The 18,788-nt window shown below is 71.1% G+C and carries 21 protein-coding genes; 6 read left to right on the top strand and 15 right to left on the bottom strand.

From position 1 onward, the window contains the following. The first annotated feature begins 115 nt into the window (after nucleotides 1-115). Entirely contained in the window at nucleotides 116-1,123 is a 1,008-nt protein-coding gene (locus tag NL112_RS13265; RefSeq protein ID WP_255149321.1) for an ABC transporter permease, read from the top strand. Here NL112_RS13265 and NL112_RS13260 read toward each other — a convergent pair. Then, nucleotides 1,120-3,234, bottom strand: coding sequence for an AAA family ATPase (locus tag NL112_RS13260; RefSeq protein ID WP_255149320.1), 2,115 nt, complete (start codon nucleotides 3,232-3,234; stop codon nucleotides 1,120-1,122). The two genes, NL112_RS13265 and NL112_RS13260, sit on opposite strands and share 4 nt — an antisense overlap. 190 nt (nucleotides 3,235-3,424) lie before the next feature. Between NL112_RS13260 and NL112_RS13255 the strand changes: the two genes are divergently transcribed. Further along, nucleotides 3,425-3,559, top strand: coding sequence for a DUF7128 family protein (locus tag NL112_RS13255; RefSeq protein ID WP_255149319.1), 135 nt, complete (start codon nucleotides 3,425-3,427; stop codon nucleotides 3,557-3,559). Here the strand turns inward: NL112_RS13255 and NL112_RS13250 are convergent, their stop codons facing one another. Then, nucleotides 3,560-3,799, bottom strand: coding sequence for a DUF7508 domain-containing protein (locus NL112_RS13250; protein WP_255149318.1), 240 nt, complete (start codon nucleotides 3,797-3,799; stop codon nucleotides 3,560-3,562). Nucleotides 3,800-3,803: 4 nt separating this feature from the next. Next, complete coding sequence (locus NL112_RS13245; RefSeq protein WP_255149317.1) at nucleotides 3,804-4,250, bottom strand: DUF5796 family protein; 447 nt, start codon at nucleotides 4,248-4,250, stop codon at nucleotides 3,804-3,806. Between the two features lie 91 nt (nucleotides 4,251-4,341). On the opposite strand from NL112_RS13245, the gene NL112_RS13240 reads away from it, so the two are divergent. Further along, nucleotides 4,342-5,187: a shikimate kinase gene (locus tag NL112_RS13240; protein ID WP_255149316.1), complete on the top strand. Its 846-nt coding sequence runs from the start codon at nucleotides 4,342-4,344 to the stop codon at nucleotides 5,185-5,187. Continuing rightward, on the top strand, nucleotides 5,145-5,450 hold the full coding sequence (locus NL112_RS13235; RefSeq protein ID WP_255149315.1) for a chorismate mutase: 306 nt from the start codon (nucleotides 5,145-5,147) through the stop codon (nucleotides 5,448-5,450). Before NL112_RS13240 ends, NL112_RS13235 begins: the two co-directional genes overlap by 43 nt. On the opposite strand, the gene NL112_RS13230 is transcribed toward NL112_RS13235, so the two are convergent. From NL112_RS13230 to NL112_RS13185, 10 genes are all read right to left on the bottom strand, one after another. Next, the gene (locus tag NL112_RS13230) at nucleotides 5,447-5,800 is read right to left on the bottom strand and encodes a type II toxin-antitoxin system PemK/MazF family toxin (protein WP_255149314.1); all 354 of its coding nucleotides are present in this window, start codon (nucleotides 5,798-5,800) and stop codon (nucleotides 5,447-5,449) included. The two genes, NL112_RS13235 and NL112_RS13230, sit on opposite strands and share 4 nt — an antisense overlap. A 3-nt stretch (nucleotides 5,801-5,803) precedes the next feature. Next, complete coding sequence (locus NL112_RS13225; protein WP_255149313.1) at nucleotides 5,804-6,070, bottom strand: AbrB/MazE/SpoVT family DNA-binding domain-containing protein; 267 nt, start codon at nucleotides 6,068-6,070, stop codon at nucleotides 5,804-5,806. A gap of 113 nt (nucleotides 6,071-6,183) precedes the next feature. Next, nucleotides 6,184-6,393 carry a hypothetical protein gene (locus NL112_RS13220; protein ID WP_255149312.1) on the bottom strand — a complete coding sequence of 70 codons (210 nt, stop codon included), beginning with the start codon at nucleotides 6,391-6,393 and terminating at the stop codon, nucleotides 6,184-6,186. A gap of 1 nt (nucleotide 6,394) precedes the next feature. Continuing rightward, nucleotides 6,395-7,531 (bottom strand): XdhC family protein, encoded by a 1,137-nt coding sequence (locus NL112_RS13215; RefSeq protein ID WP_255149311.1) that lies wholly within the window; start codon nucleotides 7,529-7,531, stop codon nucleotides 6,395-6,397. Continuing rightward, nucleotides 7,528-8,808, bottom strand: coding sequence for a VWA domain-containing protein (locus tag NL112_RS13210; RefSeq protein ID WP_255149310.1), 1,281 nt, complete (start codon nucleotides 8,806-8,808; stop codon nucleotides 7,528-7,530). The genes NL112_RS13215 and NL112_RS13210 overlap by 4 nt, the downstream gene beginning before the upstream one ends. Further along, nucleotides 8,805-9,719, bottom strand: a complete 915-nt coding sequence (locus NL112_RS13205) for an AAA family ATPase (protein WP_255149309.1) — start codon at nucleotides 9,717-9,719, stop codon at nucleotides 8,805-8,807. Before NL112_RS13205 ends, NL112_RS13210 begins: the two co-directional genes overlap by 4 nt. A 75-nt stretch (nucleotides 9,720-9,794) precedes the next feature. Then, the gene (locus NL112_RS13200) at nucleotides 9,795-10,685 is read right to left on the bottom strand and encodes an FAD binding domain-containing protein (protein WP_255149308.1); all 891 of its coding nucleotides are present in this window, start codon (nucleotides 10,683-10,685) and stop codon (nucleotides 9,795-9,797) included. After that, nucleotides 10,685-13,126, bottom strand: coding sequence for a xanthine dehydrogenase family protein molybdopterin-binding subunit (locus tag NL112_RS13195; protein ID WP_255149307.1), 2,442 nt, complete (start codon nucleotides 13,124-13,126; stop codon nucleotides 10,685-10,687). Before NL112_RS13195 ends, NL112_RS13200 begins: the two co-directional genes overlap by 1 nt. Beyond that, the gene (locus NL112_RS13190; protein ID WP_255149306.1) at nucleotides 13,123-13,644 is read right to left on the bottom strand and encodes a (2Fe-2S)-binding protein; all 522 of its coding nucleotides are present in this window, start codon (nucleotides 13,642-13,644) and stop codon (nucleotides 13,123-13,125) included. The genes NL112_RS13195 and NL112_RS13190 overlap by 4 nt, the downstream gene beginning before the upstream one ends. Before the next feature lie 5 nt (nucleotides 13,645-13,649). After that, nucleotides 13,650-14,279 (bottom strand): SRPBCC family protein, encoded by a 630-nt coding sequence (locus NL112_RS13185; RefSeq protein ID WP_255149305.1) that lies wholly within the window; start codon nucleotides 14,277-14,279, stop codon nucleotides 13,650-13,652. A gap of 189 nt (nucleotides 14,280-14,468) precedes the next feature. Between NL112_RS13185 and NL112_RS13180 the strand changes: the two genes are divergently transcribed. Continuing rightward, nucleotides 14,469-15,656 (top strand): molybdopterin-binding protein, encoded by a 1,188-nt coding sequence (locus NL112_RS13180; RefSeq protein WP_255149304.1) that lies wholly within the window; start codon nucleotides 14,469-14,471, stop codon nucleotides 15,654-15,656. Then, complete coding sequence (locus NL112_RS13175) at nucleotides 15,653-16,294, top strand: nucleotidyltransferase family protein (RefSeq protein WP_255149303.1); 642 nt, start codon at nucleotides 15,653-15,655, stop codon at nucleotides 16,292-16,294. Before NL112_RS13180 ends, NL112_RS13175 begins: the two co-directional genes overlap by 4 nt. A gap of 20 nt (nucleotides 16,295-16,314) precedes the next feature. Here NL112_RS13175 and NL112_RS13170 read toward each other — a convergent pair whose 3' ends face one another. Further along, nucleotides 16,315-17,832, bottom strand: a complete 1,518-nt coding sequence (locus NL112_RS13170) for an aldehyde dehydrogenase family protein (protein WP_255149302.1) — start codon at nucleotides 17,830-17,832, stop codon at nucleotides 16,315-16,317. 172 nt (nucleotides 17,833-18,004) lie between these two features. Continuing rightward, entirely contained in the window at nucleotides 18,005-18,787 is a 783-nt protein-coding gene (surE, locus tag NL112_RS13165; RefSeq protein ID WP_255149301.1) for a 5'/3'-nucleotidase SurE, read from the bottom strand. Nucleotide 18,788: the final 1 nt, after the last annotated feature.

Below are 18,788 nucleotides of genomic sequence, written 5' to 3'. Positions count from 1 at the left end.
CGTCGGTGGGAGACGACCCCTCAAAAATCCACCACACGGTGAAATCAGGATTTTAGTAAGCGTTTAGCCCCCGCCACCGCTCGACTCGCGGCATGGAACGGAGCGGGTGGCGACGGTGAGCCGTGCGGCGTTCCTCCTCCGGCGTGTCGGGTTCGCGGTCGTGGCGGTGTATCTCGTCGTCTCCGTGGCGTTTCTGTTCGTCGCGGTGCCGCCGGACCCCGGCGAGGCGTCGGTGGCATGGGAGGCCGCACGACAGAGCGGCGGCGACGAGGCGCAGGTGCAGGCGGCCGTCGAGGCGTACCGCGAGGCGCGGAACCTCGACGACCCGCTCCACGAGCGATACCTCCGGTGGCTCGTCGACGTGACCACGCTCGACTGGGGCACCTCCTTCCGGTCGGACCAGCCGGTGCTCGGGATACTGGGGTCGGCACTCCCGTACACCGCGCTGTACGTCGTGCCCGCGATGGTGTTGTCGGTGCTGGTCGGACTCGGCGTCGGCGTGTTCGCGGCCATCAACCACGGCTCCTGGAAGGACCGCGTCGCCGCGACGAGCGCGTACGTCGGGATGAGCTTCCCGAACTTCTGGTTCGGCCAGATAGCGTTCTTCTTCCTCGTCTACGAACTGTCGGTCATCGGGAGCGCGCCCGGCCTCGCGTCCAGCGGCGAACCGTTGCCGGGCGGGACCGACCCGCTGTCGCCGTACGTGCTCCTGCACATGGTGCCGGCGGCGCTGGTGCTGGCGACGAGTCTGCTGGCCGGGCAGGCCCGCTACGCCCGCGCGCAGTCGCTGGAGTACGTCGGCTCGGAGTTCGTGAAACTGCTTCGCGCGAAGGGGTCGAGCAACCTCCGGGTCGCGGGCCACGTCCTCCGGAACGCCGCCATCCCGATGGTGTCGCTGTTCTTCACCGAGATGCTCGCCGTCCTGGTGTTGAACATCTACGTCATCGAGGCGGTGTTCAACATCCGGGGGCTCGGCACCGTCACGCTCCAGGCCATCCAGTCGCGCGACCTGCCAGTGGTGCTCGGCGCGACGATGGTCGTCGTCCTCGTCGGCATCGCCGGTAACCTCCTGCAGGACGTGGCGTACGCCTCGCTCGACCCGCGGGTCGGCGGGGAGAGCTAATCCCGGCCCAACTCGGCCATCGCCGTCTCGAAGTGGGCCGCCCGCACGACCACGTCGTCGGCCCGCTCGTTGGCCTCGTCGGGGTTGACACCCTCCGCCACGTCGCGGATGGCCCGCATCGACGCCGCCCGGACCAGCGCCGCGACGTCGGCCCCCGAGTAGCCCACCGTCTCGTGGGCCAGCGCCTCCAGGTCCACGTCCTCGCCCAGCGGCTTCCCCTCGGTGTGGACCCGGAGGATGGCCCGTCGCCCCTCGGCGTCGGGGTCGGGCACCTCGACGTGGGTCTCCAGCCGCCCCGGCCGGAGCAGAGCGGGGTCGAGTGCGTCCTTTCGATTGGTCGCGGCCAGCACCACCACGTTGGGATTGTCGGCGGCGTTGTCCATCTCGGTCAGCAGTTGGGAGACGACCCGTTCGGTCACCTCCTCGCCGTCGCCCCGTTTCGCGGCGATGGCGTCTATCTCGTCGAAGAAGACGATGGCGGGCGCGGCCTGTCGCGCCCGGTCGAACACCTCACGCACCGACTTCTCGGACTCGCCGACGTAGCGGTCCAGCAGTTCCGGGCCGGCGACGTGGATGAAGTTGACGCCCGTCTCGCCCGCCAGCGCCCGCGCCAGCAGGGTCTTGCCCGTGCCGGGGGGCCCGTGCAGGAGGATGCCCGACGGCGGCTCGGTCTTTGCGGCCTCGAACAGCGGGCCGTACAGCAGGGGCCACTCGACCGTCTCGCGGAGTTGCTCCTTGGCTCGCGAGAGTCCGCCCACGTCCGCGAACGTGACCGCCGGCGCCTCGGCGACGTACTCGCGCATCGCGCTCGGGTCGACGGCCGCCAACGCCGCCTCGAAGTCCGCCCACCGCACTTCCAGCGGGTCGCGGTCCGCCCGCTCGCGGAGCGCCGCCATCGCCGCCTCCTGGGTCAGCGTCTTCACGTCCGCGCCGACGAACCCGTGGGTGCGCCCGGCCAGTCGGTCGAGGTCCACGTCCTCGCCGAGCGGCATCCCGCGGGTCTGTACCTCCAGTATCTCGCGGCGACCCCGCTCGTCGGGCGCGCCTATCTCTATCTCGCGGTCGAAGCGCCCGCCGCGACGGAGCGCGGGGTCGACGCTGTCGACGCGGTTCGTCGCCCCGATGACGATGACCTGTCCCCGGTCCTCGAGTCCGTCAAGCAGGGTGAGCAGTTGCGCGACGAGGCGGTTCTCCATGTCGGCGTCCTCGTCGCGCTCGCCCGCGATGGCGTCGAGTTCGTCGATGAACACGATGGCCGGCTGGTTCGCCGTCGCCTCGTCGAACACCTCGCGGAGCCGCTGTTCGCTGTCGCCCTTGTACTTCGAGACGATCTCGGGGCCGTTGATGACGAGGAACTGCGCGTCGACCTCGTTGGCGACGGCCCGCGCGATGAGCGTCTTCCCCGTGCCGGGGGGCCCGTACAGCAGGACGCCCTTCGGCGGGTCGACGCCGACCTGCCGGAACAGCTCCGGCTCCGTCAGCGGGAGTTCGATCATCTCGCGCACGAGGTCGAGTTCGTCGTCGAGACCGCCGATGTCCTCGTAGGCGACGCCGCCCGCCCGGGGCCGGGAGCCGGCCGAGTCGTCCCCGCCGGACGGCTCGCTCGTCGTGGTGCCGCCCTGGGGCGTCTGCCCGGCGTCGTTCCCACGCACGTCGAGATGGGTGCGCTCGGTTACCTTCACCACGCCGTCGGGGTCGGTCGAGCGGACCGTCGCCTGCAGGTCCGCGGTCTCGACGTGGACCCGGTCGCCGGCACGGAGCGGCCGGTCGAGCAGTGCCCGCGTCAGCAGGTCGTCTGCGTCGTCGGGCAGTTCCTCGCTCACGTCGAGCGTCACGCGGCGGGCGTCCCGGACCGAGACGCGCCGGACCCACACCTCGTCGCCGACGGTGACGCCGGCGTTCGCGCGGGTGTCGGCGTCGATACGGACCACCCCCTCGTCGACGCCGGGCCAGACCTTCGCGACGGCCTGCCGACTCCCCTCGACGACGACGGTGTCGCCCGAGAGGACGCCCAACTGCTGGCGGGCCGACTCGGGGAGGCGTGCCACGCCGCGGCCGGCGTCGCGCTTCTCGGCGGCTTTCACGGGGAGACGGACCCCCTCGTCGCTCATGCACGAAGCCACGGGCGGCGCGCGCTTCAACCCACCGGCGGGGACCCAGTCTCGCCCGCTGACGGGGAGAGGCGGCAGTCGGCGGCGGCCGCCGAAGATGCCCCGGAACGGTATCCCACGGGCTCGCCCGCTCACCGCCGGGCCGCTGACCGGAGAAACGCCTTTAGCCGATGCTGGTCGATACCCCCACATGGTGAAGCAGACCCAGCGGGACGGGACGACGTGGTACGTCTGCGAGGGCTGTGGAATGATGTTCGACCTCGAAGCCGATGCGAAGGACCACGAACGGGGTTGCGACCACGAGGAACCAGCCTACATCCAGTAATCAGAGGCGGTCGCGGTGCTCCGCCGCCAGCCGCGTTGCGTGCTCGCGGTCCTGGGCCGTCTCCCAGCGAACCTGCTCGTGGTCGCCGTACGCGACGGCCTCCTTCAGCACGTCGCGGACCATCCCGGCCTCGACGGCCCGCACCGTGCCGTCGGCACCGAACTCGACGACGCCGTAGCGGTTCGGCGCGGCGTCGACCGCCGAGCGGTCCAGCGCGCGCCAGCGCTTCGAGAGCGGCACGGGACTACTCGCCGCCCTCGGACGCGTCGACCCCGACGATTTCGTAGCTCTGCTCGCCGAGTTCGTCCTCGACGAACACGAACACGCGGCCGCGCGCCGCCTCGGGGTCGGCGCTCACCTCGATGCGGTAGCCGTGGTTCGTCACGTCGACGCCGGGAAACAGCGACTCGGTCGTCTCGCGGTCGACGACGACGCGGCCGACGCCGGACGACTCGAGGATGTCGTCGTGGGTCTTCCGGTCGTTGACGTACACCATCACGCCCTCCTCCTCGGTCGGGTCGGTGACGAGGACGTGGACGTCCTTGCCGGGGCCGGACATGACCGAGCCCTCGACCCGCTCGGGGACCCCGTGGTAGAAGACGCTCCGGCCGTCCGTGTACGTCACCTCGACGCCCTCCGGTTCCAGCGAGAGAGGGAGGGTGTCCGGGGCGATGTCGTTCCGCAGGCTCATACCACCTCCTTTGCGGGGCGGTCGGAAAAGCGCCTCGCAAGCGCGGCCCCGACCGCCATCGCTTTAGGTGCCCGTGGCAGACTGTCGCGTGATGCACGGCCGCGCCGAGGCACCGGCGGCGGGCACCGTCCTCAACGCGCTGGCGACGGGGTACGGCTCCGCGTTCGCCATCGACGAGTGGACCCGCGCCGAGGTGACGCTCGACGACTCCGGCGAGGTGACCGGCGACATAGCCGGCGCGCCCGACGCGGACACGACGCTCGTGGAGACGTGTTTCGCACGGGTCGTCGACCGGTTCGGCGACGGCGAGGGGGGCCACGTCCGCACGGAGAGCGACGTGCCGATGGCCGCCGGCCTCAAGTCCTCGTCGGCGGCCGCGAACGCGACGGTGCTGGCGACGCTCGACGCGCTCGACGCGGAGCTCTCGCGGGTGGAAGCGTGCCGCATCGGCGTCGACGCCGCCCGCGAGGCCGGCGTCACGGTGACGGGCGCGTTCGACGACGCCTCCGCCTCCATGCTCGGGGGCGTAACCGTGACGGACAACACCGCCGACGAACTGCTCGCGCACGACCCGTTCGAGACCAGCGTGCTCGTGTACGCGCCAGACGAGCAGGCGTTCTCGGCGGACGCCGACGCCGCCCGCTGTGAGCGGGTCGCGCCGATGGCCGACCTGGTGAAGGAGCTCGCACTCGACGGCCGGTACGCGACCGCGATGACGGTCAACGGCTTCGCGTTCTGTGCCGCCCTGGAGTTCCCGACGACCCCGATGGTCGCGGCCCTGCCGGACGCGGCGGGCGTCTCGCTGTCGGGGACGGGACCGAGCTTCACGGCCGTCGGCGACCGGGCGACGCTCGAACGGGTCGAAGACCGCTGGCGCGACTACGAGGGAACCACATGGCTGACACGGACACAGACGGACGGCGCACGGAGGAGATGAGCCTCGACGAACTCCGCGAGGAGATACGGAACATCGACCGCGAGATCGTCGAACTCATCGCACAGCGCACCTACGTCGCGGAGAGCGTGGCGGAGGTGAAACGCGAGCGGGACATCCCCACGACCGACGAGTCACAGGAGGAGGCGGTGATGGAACGCGCCGGCGAGAACGCCGAGCGGTTCGACGTGGACTCCAACCTCGTGAAGGCGGTGTTCCGACTGCTCATCGAGTTGAACAAGGTCGAACAGCGGGAGTCCCGCTAGAGCTCTTTCAGACCGAGGCTGTATTCGAGTGCATCATCGACGTCCTCCATGCGGGCGTCGGGGATCGAACCGACGGTGTCCGCGATGCGATGCTCGATAGAGACGGTGCGAATCTGACTGCAGAGGGCGACGGCGTCCTCCTGCAGGGAGCACTCGTCGGCCGAGACGAGAACCTCGAAGGGGTACAGCTGGTCTCCCCGTGACGTCGTGAACGGGACGACGATCGTCGTCGGAGCGTTCTCGTTCCCGACGTCGTTTTGCACGACGAGACACGGCCGAGTTCCCCGCTGCTCCGAGCCTTCCGTCGGGTCGAGGTCGACGACAACGATGTCCCCGCGTCGAACGTTCATCGCTCACCAGTCCGGCGCATCGCCGAGATACCGATCGCTCTCGCGGGACACGCCGGCCATCTCCTCTTCGAGGGCTTCCGACTCCGCCGCGTACCGACGATAGCCTTCAGCAAGGGTCTCTCGGCTCACCGGCTTCTCGATGGTGATTTTCCCGTTCTCCTCGTGGACGAGTACGTCGTCGCCCCCGTGAATGTCGAACTTCTCCCGGAGTTCCTTCGGGAGGGTGACCTGCCCCCGTTCGCCGACCTTGCGCTCCTCGCTACGGCGCATACATACTCATATCATATTCATACTGAAAGCGCTTTCGGCGCCCCGCCGCGTGCGAATAGTTGAAATCCATCCGAACGAGGTCGAACAGCGGAGAGCAGGTAGCCGGGGAGCGTTCACCGCCGGACGGTCGTCGGCGCACGCGCCGTCAACACGGTCTCGCCTGACTCCGAATCGCTGAGGACGAAGGTCCCGTCGTCGCACCGTTCCCCGTGGAACGTCGGCGCCTCGGGGACGTCGTAGTCGGCGGGCGTCCGGTAGTTGGCGGCGATGGTCCACGTCCGCGCGAGCATCCGTCCCCCGTCCGCCGAGTGGTCGCCGGTCATGCTACTCGTCGGTGGGTTCGCGGCGCTCGTGGATGGGGCCGGCGCGCCGCGACAGGTGCTCCGGCGTCCGGTCGTTGGCGACTGCGAGCAGTTCCGAGACGATGCTGAACGCGATCTGGTACGGGGTGTCGCCGCCGAGACTCAACCCGATAGGGGTGAAGATTCGGCCCCGGTCGGCCTCGGAGACGGCGACCCCCTCCGCGTCGAACTCCTCGAGCATCTCCTCGAACCGCTTGTCCGGCCCCATCAGGCCGACGTACGGCACCGGCGTCTCCAGCAGTTCCACCAGCGCCAGCCGGTCGTCGACGAAGTTGTGGCTCATCACGACGGCGTAGGTGTCCTCGTCCCACGCGCGGAGACCACCGACGTCGCGGGGCGACGCGGAGACGACGGCGTCGGCGCCGGGAAACCGCTCGGCGTCGGCCTGCGCGCCGCGGAACGAGACGACCGTCACCCGGAAGTCGACGAGCTTCGCCAGCTCGACGACCGGCCCCACGTCGTGGCCGGAGCCGAACACGACCAGTTCGGGCGGCGCGCGCACGCCGTCCACGAACAGCTCCACGGAGCCGTCCGCGTGGTCGACCTTGAGCGTATCGCTCGATCCGTCCGCGACGAACTCACCGACGGTGTCGTCGAGTTCGTCCCGGAGCCACGCCGGCAGGCAGTCCCCGTCGAACCCCCGCTCGGGGGCGTAGACCGCCCGCGTTCCGGTCGGCAGGTCGCCGTCGAGGACGGTGACGACGCCGACGTCCTCGCCGCTCTCGCGGGCGGTCGCGACCGGCCGGAACCCCTCCGTCAGCGGCTCCAGCAGGACGGTGATGACGCCGTTGCAGCCGACGCCCATCCCCCAGACGTCGTCGTCGCCGGTGAGGTCCCACGTCTCGACGCGGGGCTCGCCCGCCGCGAGCACGTCGACCGCGAGCGCCCGCACCTCGTCTTCGAGGCAGCCGGCGGTGATGCTGCCGGCGCCGCCGCCCTCGGGGTCGAGCAGCATCTTCGCCCCCGGTCGCCGGTACGCGCTCCCCTCGACGTCGACGACGGTGGCGAGCACCGCCTCGGCGTCGGCGTCGAGAGCCGCTCGTATCCGCGCGAACAGTTCCGTCTCGGGAACGCTCCACTCGTCCGATCTCGTACTCATGGGTTGGATATCCTCCGTCGGGGGTCGTACTCGTAGCCGATGCGTCCGCCCGCGCCGTGGCGCCGCAGTTGCCGGCCCAGCTCTTCGAGGTCCGCCGGGCCGCCGAACGCGAACAGCCCGTCGACGAACGGGCGCGCCGCGGCCATCCCGGCGGCCGTCGGCTCGTAGGTTGGAGCCGTCGCCAGCGGGTTGAGCCACAGCACGCTCGCGGCGCGCCGCGAGAGCCACGCCATCTCCCGTTCGAGGGCGTCGACGTCGCCCGTCTCCAGCCCGTCGCTGACGACGAACACGACGGTCCGGCCGTCGACAGCGTCGGGGTCGCGCTCGCGGAGCGACGCGAGCGACCCGCCGATGCGGGTCCCGCCGCCCCACTCCCTCTCGGCCCGTTCGAGCGCGTCCAGCGCCGCGGCCGCGGTCGGCTCGTCGAACGCCGTCGACACGTCCCGGCAGTCCTCGTCGAAGAAGACGACCCGACAGTCCGACCACTCGGCGCGTGCGCGCCGCAGCGTCGCCAGCAGGAACGACCGGTCGACGGTGTCGAGCACCGACCGGCTCACGTCGACCAGCCACAGCGCACGGTAGCGCGTCGGCGGCCGGCTCCGCCGGGGCACCGAGACCACGGTGCCGCCGGTGGCGACGCTCTCGCGGAGCGCCCGCCGTACGTCGGCCCGGTCGTCGCCGCCCGGGCGCCAGCGCCGGCCACGGAGCGTGGCGAGCGCGGTGCCGACCGACTCGAACGCGGCGGCGAGCGACGACGGCTCGCCGGCCGTGCCCCCGACGGTCGTCGCGTCGCCGGTCGGGCTGTACCACGCCGCCTCCGTCGCGGCCCGCTCCGCCGCGTCGGCGGTCCCAGTCGCAACGGCGCCGAGCGCCGTCGTCACCGGGTCCGGGTCGGTCCCCCCGTCGCCGTCGGCGTCGGCACCGTCCGGCTCCTCGCCCGCGGCGGGGTCGCCCCCGACCGGCGCGAGCGTCCCCTCGGGGCCGTCGTCGCGCCGCGGGGCCGGCTCGCCGTCGAGGCCGGCCCTGAGCCGCCGCCAGAACTCGGGGAACTGGCGGTCGAACGTCGCCACGTCGTCGGCGTCGGTGACGAGCACGGCCCGTAGCGCGGCGCGCGCGGCGCGCTCGTCGTCGAACCCCACCTCGACGAGCGCGCGCGCCGCCGTCGGGCCGGCGTTGGCGGGCACGCCGACCCCCGCGCGTCGGAGCGCCCGCTGGAACCGCACGAGCTCCTCGCGGACGTGGTCGCGGGCGGCCACGAAGTCCGGCGGCTCGCTCACGCGTCCACCCCCTCGCTCGCCTCGCGGGCGGCGTCCAGCAGCGTCCGGAGCAGGTCGTCGTCGACCCGCTCGATGTCCTCGACCTCCTTCAGCAGACAGCCGAGCGTCGTCCGCAGTTCCGTCGCGGACAGCGAGCCGTTGTCGCCGTCGGTCCGGAGCGACGCGACGGCCCGCGCCCAGTCGATGGTCTCGGCGGCGCCCGGCGGCTTCCGCAGCGGTTCCTCGCGGAGGCGCTCGGCGACGCCACACAGCTGTGCGGCGACGGCGCCGTCGAGCTCGGGGACGCGCCGTTCGATGATGGCCCGCTCCTTCTCGAAGGAGGGCGGGCTGACGTGCAGGTAGAGACAGCGCCGCTTCAGCGCGTCGCTCAGCGCCCGCGTCCGGTTGGAGGTGATGACGACCACCGGCGGCGTCGCGGCGCCGACGGTGCCGAGCTCCGGCACCGTCACCTGGAACTCGCTGAGCAGTTCCAGCAGGAGCGCCTCGAACTCCTCGTCGGCGCGGTCCACCTCGTCGACGAGCAGCACCTTCGAGTCGTCGCCACGGAGCGCCGTCAGCAACGGCCGCTCCAGCAGGTACTCCTCGGAGAACACCGAGGCGTCGTCCTCGCCCGACTGTACCGCGAGCAGTTGCTTCGTGTAGTTCCACTCGTACAGCGCGTTCTCGGCGGTCAGCCCCTCGTAACACTGGAGCCGCACAAGCTCCGTGTCGAATCCGGCGGCCAGCACCTTCGCCAGTTCGGTCTTGCCGGCGCCGGGTTCGCCCTCGACGAGCAGCGGCTTCCCCAGCCGGAACGCCAGCAACACGGTCGTCACGATGTCGTCGTCCGCCACGTACGACTGCTCGTCGAACACCTCGCGCAGTCGCTCGGCGGAGACGTCGGCGAGCGTCGTCGTCGGTCGCTCTGTCATAGCATGAGTGATAGCGTCGCGTGACGGTGACCCCCGGCCCGCGATGCCCACGGGAGCGGACCGGGGTGTGCCACGTCAGTCGGCGGCCGCGGGCGGGTCGGCCCGGCCAGTCGTCTCCTGCAGGGCGCGCTTCGTGTACACCTCGAGCAGTCGCTCGCGGAACTCCGCGGACGCCTGGAGATCCGACAGCATCATCCCGCTGTCGAGCCCCTCGCTCGCGCGGGAGGCGGCCGCCTCGACGGTGTCGGCGTCGAGGGTCGCGCCCGCGAGTTCGTCCTCGACGCCCTTCAGGCGCACGCCGTGGTCGAGCACGCCGTTCGCCCCGACGCTGGCCGACCGCACGGTGTCGCCGTCAGTCTCGACGAGCGCCGCGACGCCGACCATCGCGTACCCCGACGACGGCGAGGCCTTCTTCGCGTACGTCCCGACCGCGTCGGCCGCCGACGGCACCTCGACGCGGACGAGCAGTTCGTCGGGGTCAAGCGCCGTCGCGTACATCCCGAAGAAGAACTCGTCGACCGGGATCTCGCGCTCGCCGGTCGGCCCGGCCGCGACGAGCGTCGCGTCCGAGGCCAGCGCCGCGCCCGGCAGGTCCGAGGCCGGGTCCGCGTGCGCGAGGTTGCCGCCGACGGTGCCGCGGTTGCGGACCTGCGTGTCGCCCACCTCCGCGACGGCCGCCGTCAGCGCCGGCGCGTGCTCGCGGGCGGCGTCCGACGCCAGGAGGTCGCTGTACCGCGTCATCGCGCCGATGGAGAGACCGTCGCCGTCGACGCTCACGCCGTGCATCGCGTCGATGTTCCCGATGTCGATGAGCACGTCCGGGCTCGAGAGCCCGCTCTTCATCGCCGGCAGGAGGCTGTGGCCGCCGGCGAGCAGTTCCGTCTCCTGCATCGAGTGTTCGTCCAGCAACTCGAGCGCCTCGTCGACCGTCGACGCCTCGTAGTAGTCGAGTTCGTCGGGGAACATCACTCCTCACCCCCGTCGGCCGCGGCCTCGGTTCCGCCGTCGGCGGCTCTCGCCTCCTCGACGGCCTCCCAGACGCGCTCGGCGGTCATCGGCATCTCGACGCCGTCGACGCCGAACGGTTCGAGCGCGTCCGCGACGGCGTTGACGACCGCCTGCGGCGCGGCGATGGTGCCGGCCTCGCCGACACCCTTCACGCCGAGCGGGTTGTGGGGGCTGGGCGTCACCGTCGAGGCCGTCTCCATCTCCGGGACGTGTTCGGCCTTCGGGACGGTGTAGTCCTGCATCGACCCCGTGACGAGCGTCCCGTTGTCGTCGTACTCGGCGCCCTCGTACAGCGCCTGCCCGACGCCCTGTGCGACGCCGCCGTGGACCTGCCCCTCGACGATCTTGGGGTTTATCTGGTTGCCCACGTCGTCGACGGCGACGTACTGCTCGAACTCGATCTCGCCGGACTCGGGGTCGACCTCGACGACCGCCGCGTGGGTGCCGAACGGGAACACGAAGTTGTCGGGGTCGTAGAAGGAGGTCGCCTCCAGCCCCGGCTCCACGCCGTCGGGCATGTCGTGGGCGAGATACGCCTGCTGGGCGACCGCCTTGATGCCGATGGAGCGGTCGGGCGCGCCCGCGACCCTGAACTCGCCGTCCTCGAACGCCACGTCGTCGGGGTCCGCTTCCAGCTGGTGGGCGGCTATCTCCGCGGCCTTGTCGACGACCTTCTCGGCGCTCTTGACGAGCGAACTGCCGCCGACCGCGGCCGACCGCGAGCCGTAGGTGCCCATCCCCTGTGGTATCTCGTCGGTGTCGCCCTCGACGACCTCGACGTCCTCGTACGGGATGCCGAGCTCGTTGGCGACGATCTGTGCGTACGTCGTCTCGTGGCCCTGTCCGTGTCCGGAGGTGCCACAGTACGCCGTCACCGACCCCGAGGGGTGGACGCGGACGAGACTCGACTCCCAGAGGCCGGCTTGCGCACCGAGCTGGCCGGCGAGTTCCGAGGGGGCGAGCCCGCAGGCCTCGATGTACGACGAGAAGCCGATGCCGATGTACCGGCCCTCCTCGCGGGCCTGCCGCTGGCGCTCGCGGAACGAGTCGTAGTCGACGAGCTCCAGCGCCTCGTCCAGCGGCTTCTCGTAGTCGCCGCTGTCGTAGACGACGGCCACCTGCGTCTCGTAGGGGAACGCGTCGTCGGGGACGAAGTTCTGTCTGCGGAACTCCGCGGGGTCCATGTCGAGCTTCTTCGCGCCGAGATGGACCAGCCGCTCGACGAGGAACGACGCCTCCGGCCGGCCCGCGCCGCGGTAGGCGTCGACCGGCGGGACGTTCGTGAACGCGCCGGTGACGTGGCCGTAGATGGCGGGGATGTCGTACTGACCGGACAGCAATGTGCCGTACAGGTACGTCGGCACCGCGGGCGCGAACGTCGAGAGGTACGCCCCGAGGTTCGCCTCCGTGTCGACCCGGAGGCCGACGATGGTGCCGTCGTCGTCCATCGCCAGTTCCGCGGTCGTCTCGTGACCGCGGCCCGGGGCGTCGGTGAGGTACGTCTCCGAGCGGGTGGCGACCCACTTCACCGGGCGTTCGAGCAGTTTCGCACACCACGCGACCAGCGCCTCGTCGGCGTAGTGGTGGATCTTCGAGCCGAACCCGCCGCCCACGTCCGGCGCCTCGATGGTGAGCTTGTGTTCGGGGTGGCCGATGACCCCCGACATGAGCAGCCGGTGGAGATGCGGGTTCTGCGTCGTCATGTAGACGTCGAGCTCGTCGTTGCCGGCGTTGTAGGTGGCGACGGCGGCCCGCGGCTCCATCGCGTTCGGGATGACGAGCTGGTTGGAGATCTCCGTCTCGACGGTGTGGCTCGCCGACTCGAACGCGTCGGCGGTCTTCGCCTCGTCGCCGATCTCCCAGTCGAGCGCGACGTTGCCCTCGGCGTCCTCGCCGTGGAGCGAGGGGGCGTCATCGCCCAGCGCGTCGCTCGGGTTCGTCACCGCGTCGAGCCGCTCGTAGTCGACGTCGACCGCCTCGGCGGCGTCGGCGGCCAGATACCGGTCCTCCGCGACGACGACCGCGATGGCGTCGCCCTGGTAGCGCACCCGGTCGTCGGCGAGGACGGGATGGGAGACGTTGTTGAGGCTCGGCAGCAGCCAGCCGACCGGCAGCTCGAAGGAGCCGCCGCCGGGCGTGTCGTCGCGGTGCAGGTCGTCGTGGGTGTAGACGCCGACGACGCCGTCCATCGCCTCGGCGTCGCTGGTGTCGACCCCCTCGATGCGTGCGTGACCGTAGCGGCTGCGGACGACCGCCAGATGCGCCGTGTTCCGGAGCTGGATGTCGTCGGTGTACTCGGCGTCGCCGGTGAGCAGCGCCGGGTCCTCGCGGCGCTCGATGGCCGACCCGAGGATGTCCGCCGCGGACACGTCCTCGGGGTCGAGCGATTCGATGCTCATTCGGTCTCACCCCCGTCCACCGTCCCGCCGTCCGCGACCGCGCCGCCGTCCTCCATCGCGTCGGCGGCGTGCTCGACGGCGTTGACGATGTTCTGGTAGCCGGTGCATCGACAGAGGTTCCCCTCCAGCCCCTCGCGTATCTCCTCGCGGGTGGGGTCGGGGTTCTCCTCCAGCAGGTCGACCGCCGTCAGCATCATCCCCGGCGTGCAGTAGCCACACTGGAGACCGTGTTCCTCCTGGAACCCCTCCTGGATGGGGTGGAACTCGCCGCCCTCGTCTAACCCCTCGACCGTCTCGATGTCGGCGCCGTCGGCCTGTACCGCGAGTGCCGTGCAGGACTTCACCGCGTCGCCGTCGATACGGACCGTGCACGCGCCACACAGGCTGCTCTCGCAGCCGATGTTCGCGCCCGTGTAGCCGAGTTCGTCCCGGAGGGCATGGACGAGGAGGGTCCGTGCTTCGACCGTGAGGTCGTGTTCGGTGCCGTTGACCGTCAGCGTGATGTCGTGTGTCGTCATGTCGGTTAGTTGTCTCCCGAGCGACCGAGCAGTCGGTCGACGAGACCAGCGTCCTCAGTCGATTGGTCGGTCGATTCGTCCTCCATCTCGGCGAGGGTGAGGTCGTGGAGCCGCGTCTGGACCGACGAGAAGAACCGCTTGACGAGCCGGTTGGCGACGGGGTCGATGACCCGCTGGCCGACCCCCGCCACCTTCCCGAACACGTCGGCGTCGGTCTCCCACTGCACTTCGACGCCGGCGTCGGTCTCGGCCAGCTCCATCCCCGACGACATCTCGAAGGAGCTGTCGCCGGAACTCCCCTCCCCCTCGGCCCGCATCCGTGGCCGGTCGCGCTCGGCGATCTCGACGACCGTCTCGAACGTCGGGTTCACCGGGCCGACGCTGACCTGCATCAGGGCAGCGTACTGGTGGCCCTCCTTGAACGCTCGCCGAGCGATGACCTCCGGGTCGCCGGTCAGCTCCCGGTCGGTCTCGCCGGCCCGCTCCGCGAGCGCTTCGAAGTCGGGGTCGCCGTCCACCTCGAGCAGGAACTCACAGCCGGGAAGCGACTCCGAGATCAACACCGGGTCCGAGAGCGCGAGCCACACTTCGTCGACCGTCGTCTCCTCCAGTTCGAACGTTCCGCTGAATTCCATGTGGTAGTACTCCTCACGGTAGTTCCTGACACACCGTGAAACCAGTATGCGACCATGTTACCAAAAGAGTTTGCAATATTTGGGTAAAAATCGGGATAGTAACTACTGATAGTTACTCTTGGCGCGTAGCGTAACTGGTCACAGGCGGGCCGGGCGAAGGCATTTCCCGCTGGTCCGGCGTGTGGGCGTATGGAGTCCCGTGACCTCCTCGACCGGTCGACCGCCGCGGCTCGGCTGTCGGACGGATGGCAACGGCCGTCCGAGACGGTGACGGTCGGCCGCGAGGCCATCGCGGGCCGGACGGTCGCGGCGCCCGTCACCGCGACCGCCGACGTGCCGGCCGCCGACTTCGCCACTATGGACGGGTTCGCGTTCCGGGCCGAGGACCCGTACCCCCTGACGGTCGTGGCAGCGGTCGCGCCGGCCGACGACGCACCCCCGCTCGGCGAGCGCGAGGCCGTCCGCGTCGCCACCGGTGCTCCCCTCCCCGAGCGGGCCGATGCCGTCCTCCCCGTCGAGGAGGCGACGGTCACGGACGGCACACTCACCGGACCGGCGCTCCAGTCGGGGACGAACCGCTATCCGGCGGGCGCGACAGCGAGCGACGGCGAGGTGCTGTTCGGCGTCGGGACCCGGCTCGCGCCCCGACACGCCGCCCTGCTGGCGGACGTGGGCATCGACACCGTCACCGTCCGGCGCCGGCTCTCCGTCGGCGTGCTCGCCACCGGCACCGAGATAGCGACCGGCGAGCAGCCGGACCGCGACTCGGAGTTGCTGGCGAACCTCGTCCGCGAGTGGGGTCACGAGCCGGCGCTGCTGGAGCCGGTTGCCGACGACGACGACGCCGTCCGGGCAGCCATCGAAGCGGCGGCGGCCGACCACGACGCCGTGTTCACCTCCGGCGGCACGAGCGCCGGTGCGGCCGATTTCGTACGCGGGGTGCTCGCCGACCACGACACCCTGTTCTCGGGGGTCGCGCTCCGCCCGGGCCGACCGACGACGGCCGCGCTCGTCGACGGGACGCTCGTCTGTGCGCTCCCCGGGAAACCGCTCGCCGCCCACGCCGCCGCGACGCTCGTCGCCCGCCCGGCACTCGCCGGAACCGACCGCCTTCCGACGGTCAGCGCCGACCCCACCTGCCGCGTCGAACTGCCCGACGCCCCCGTCGAGTACGCCGTCCCCGTCCGCCTCGACGACGGGCGGGCGACCCCGCTCGGGCACGAGGACTCGCCGTTCCCGCTGTACGGCACGCGGTTCGCCCCGGGGCGGGTGGCATCGAGCACGCGCCTGACGCTGACCGACAGCGTCGTCGTCACGACCGACCCGCTCGTCCCCGGCACGGCCGTCGACGTGGTGCCGTACGAGGTGGTCGAATGACCGACGACGGCCTCCCCGTCGTCGACGCGCCCGCCGGGAGGCCCGACACGTCGGGCGTCCTCGGTGTGGTGCTCGCCGCCGGCACGAGTTCCCGGTTCGGCGACGCGAACAAGCTCCTGGCGACGGTCGGCGGCGAGCCGCTGGTCCGCCGGGCGGCGACCACCCTGCTCGACGCCGGGCTGGAGGTGGTCGTCGTCGTGGGCCACGAGGCGACCGCCGTGCGCGACGCGCTCGCCGGCTTGGACGTGTCGTTCGCGTCGAACCCCGCCTACCAGACGGGACAGTCGGCGTCCGTTCGGGCGGGCGTCGACGCCGCGACCGAGCGCGGAGTCGAGGCGGTCGTGTTCCTGCCCGGCGACATGCCGTTCGTCTCGCCCGGGACCGTGGAGGTGCTGGTGGCCGCGTACCGGGCCGACGCGGGCGCGGCGCTGGCCGTCGCTCACGAGGGGTCGCGGGGGAACCCGGTGCTGTTCGACCGTGACTGTTTCGACGCGCTCCGCGGGGTCGAGGGCGACGTGGGGGGCCGCTCGGTGCTGCTCGGCCACGACGACGCCGCGCTGGTCGCGGTCGACGACCCGGGCATCAGGACGGACATCGACACGCGGGAGGCGCTGGAATCGCGGCGACGGGACGGCTGACCCGCCGGGGCGCGGCGCGGCTACCGCAACGAGAGGTTGATGGTCTTCGTCTGCCGGTAGTGGTCGAGCGTCTCGGCGCTCAACTCGCGGCCGATGCCCGACTGCTTGTAGCCGCCGAACGGGAGCCCCGGCACGAGGTCGTGGTAGCTGTTGACCCAGATGTAGCCCGCTTCGATGTCGCGGGCGGCCCGGTTCGCCTTCGTGATGTCGTCCGTGATGACGCCGCCGGCCAGCCCGTAGTCGACGTCGTTGGCGAGCTCCATCATCTCGTCGTAGTCGTCCCAGCGGAACACCGTGAGCACGGGACCGAATATCTCCTCCTGTGCGGGCGTCGAATCGTGGTCCAGCCCCTCGACCAGCGTCGGCTCGACGTAACAGCCCTCCGCGAGCGCCTCGTCGTCCGGCTGACCGCCGCCGGCGAGGAACTCGCCGCCCTCCTCGCGTGCGGCGTCGAGGTACTCCATCGTGCGGTCGACCTGCTCGCGGGACACCTTCGGCCCGAGGTCGGTGTCCTCGTCCAGCGGGTCGCCGATAGTCATGTCGTCGACGGCCGCGACGAGTCCCTCCAGCAGGTCGTCGGCCACGTCGTCGTGGACGAACAGCCGGGACCCCGCCTCACAGCACTCGCCAGTATTGTAAAAGATGGCCGACGACACCAACCGCACCGCCGTCGAGACATCCACGTCGGGGAACACGACGACGGGGCTCTTCCCGCCGAGTTCGAGCGTCACGTCCGTCACCGTGTCGGCGGCGCTTTTCATCACCTGCTTGCCGACCGCCGTCGAGCCGGTGAACGCCACCTTGCGCACGTCGGGGTGGCCGGTGACCGCGGCGCCCGCCTCCTCGCCGTAGCCGGGGACGACGTTGACGACGCCGTCGGGGACGGTGTCGCCGACGAGTTCCGCCAGTCGGAGCGCGGACAGCGGCGTCTGCTCGGCCGGCTTCAGCACCGTGCAGTTGCCCGCGGCGAGCGCGGGCGCGAGCTTCCAGGAGGCCATCAACAGCGGGAAGTTCCACGGGATGACCTGCCCGACGACGCCGTACGGCTCGGTGATGACCTGACCGTACCGGGAGCCGGCGTTCATCGTCTCGCCGGGGTTTTCGCGGACGACGCCCGCGAAGTAGCGGAACTGCTCGGCGGCGCCGCGGACGTCGATTTTCGCCTCGGAGACCGGCTTGCCGTTGTCGAGCGACTCCAGGCGCGCCAGTTCGTCGGTGTGCTCCTCGATGGTGTCGGCGATGGCCGTCAGCACGCGCTGGCGACGCCCCGCGGAGTAGTCGGACCACGTCTCCTCGAACGCCGTCCACGCGGCCTCGACGGCGCGGTCGACGTCGGCCTCGCGGCCGCGAGCGACCGACGCGAGCACCTCGCCCGTCGTCGGGTCGACCGTGTCGAACGTTTCGCCGCCCGCCGCGGCGCCGAACTCGCCGTCGATGAACAGCCCCGTCTGCTCGGGGACCACCTCGTCGGCCGCGTCGCGGTGGCGCTGTCGGACTGCACTCGCCTCGTCGGAGCCGGAATCGGAGTCGGTAGACATCCGTCGTGGCTTCCGGCGGGACGGACGAAACACTTTCGGGCAGTTGCCGGAATGCGGAACTGGTTCTGGTTTCGGTAGTGGCTGTGGCAGGACGCGAGTAACTGTAATGCGTTACCTCGTCACATCCCCCCACGTTCCGTGGAGTCACCGGCCGGGACGCCCGCCGACGGCGTCAGTTGGGGTCGTCGTAGCCGACGACGAGCCCGTCGAGCACTTCGTGGTGTTCGGTCGTGTGCGGGGCGGTGAGCGGCGACACCGACACCCGGCCCTCGACGACGGCGCGGCGGTCGGTCCCCTCGGGGTCGGTGATGTCGCCCTCGGCCATCCGCTCCCAGATGCGGTCCTCCAGGTGGATAGTCGTCCCCTCGCGTTCGGCGTCCATGTCGTACACGCGGGAGGGACGGGTGACGACCATCTGGGCCTGCTCGTCGCCCGGGACGGGGCAGTTGACGTTGAGGTAGTCCGCCTGCTCGAACACGCCGGTGTCGACGGTGTGTTTGACCAGATACCGGGTGGCGCGGGCCGCCTCGGCGTACTCGCCGTAGTCGACCGGGAAGTCGCTCGTGGAGATGTCCTCGCCGACCGGGACGTACAGCGAGACAGCGATGGCCGGCAGACCGAAGAAGGCCGCCTCGACGGCCGCCGACACCGTTCCCGACCGCCCGAGCACGTACTCGCCGAGGTTCGCGCCGCGGTTACAGCCGGAGACGACGAGGTCCGGCGTCAGGTCGAGCGCGCCGACGGCCGCGACCACGCAGTCGGTCGGCGTGCCGTGGACGGCGTAGCCGAGGTCGTGCTCGTCGATGTCGACCTCGTGTGACATCATCCGGCCGACCGCACTCTGGTCGGTCGCGGGCGCGACGGCGGTCACGTCACCGACGTCCGAGAGGGCGTCGTAGATGGCGTGGAGGCCGTCGGCCTCGATGCCGTCGTCGTTGGTGAGCAGGATCTCCATA

This window comes from Halorarius halobius (assembly GCF_024298865.1).
GTDB lineage: Archaea > Halobacteriota > Halobacteria > Halobacteriales > Haloarculaceae > Halorarius > Halorarius halobius.
The sequence above is the reverse complement of the archived record's forward strand: the minus strand, read 5'-3'. Positions and strand labels throughout refer to the sequence as shown.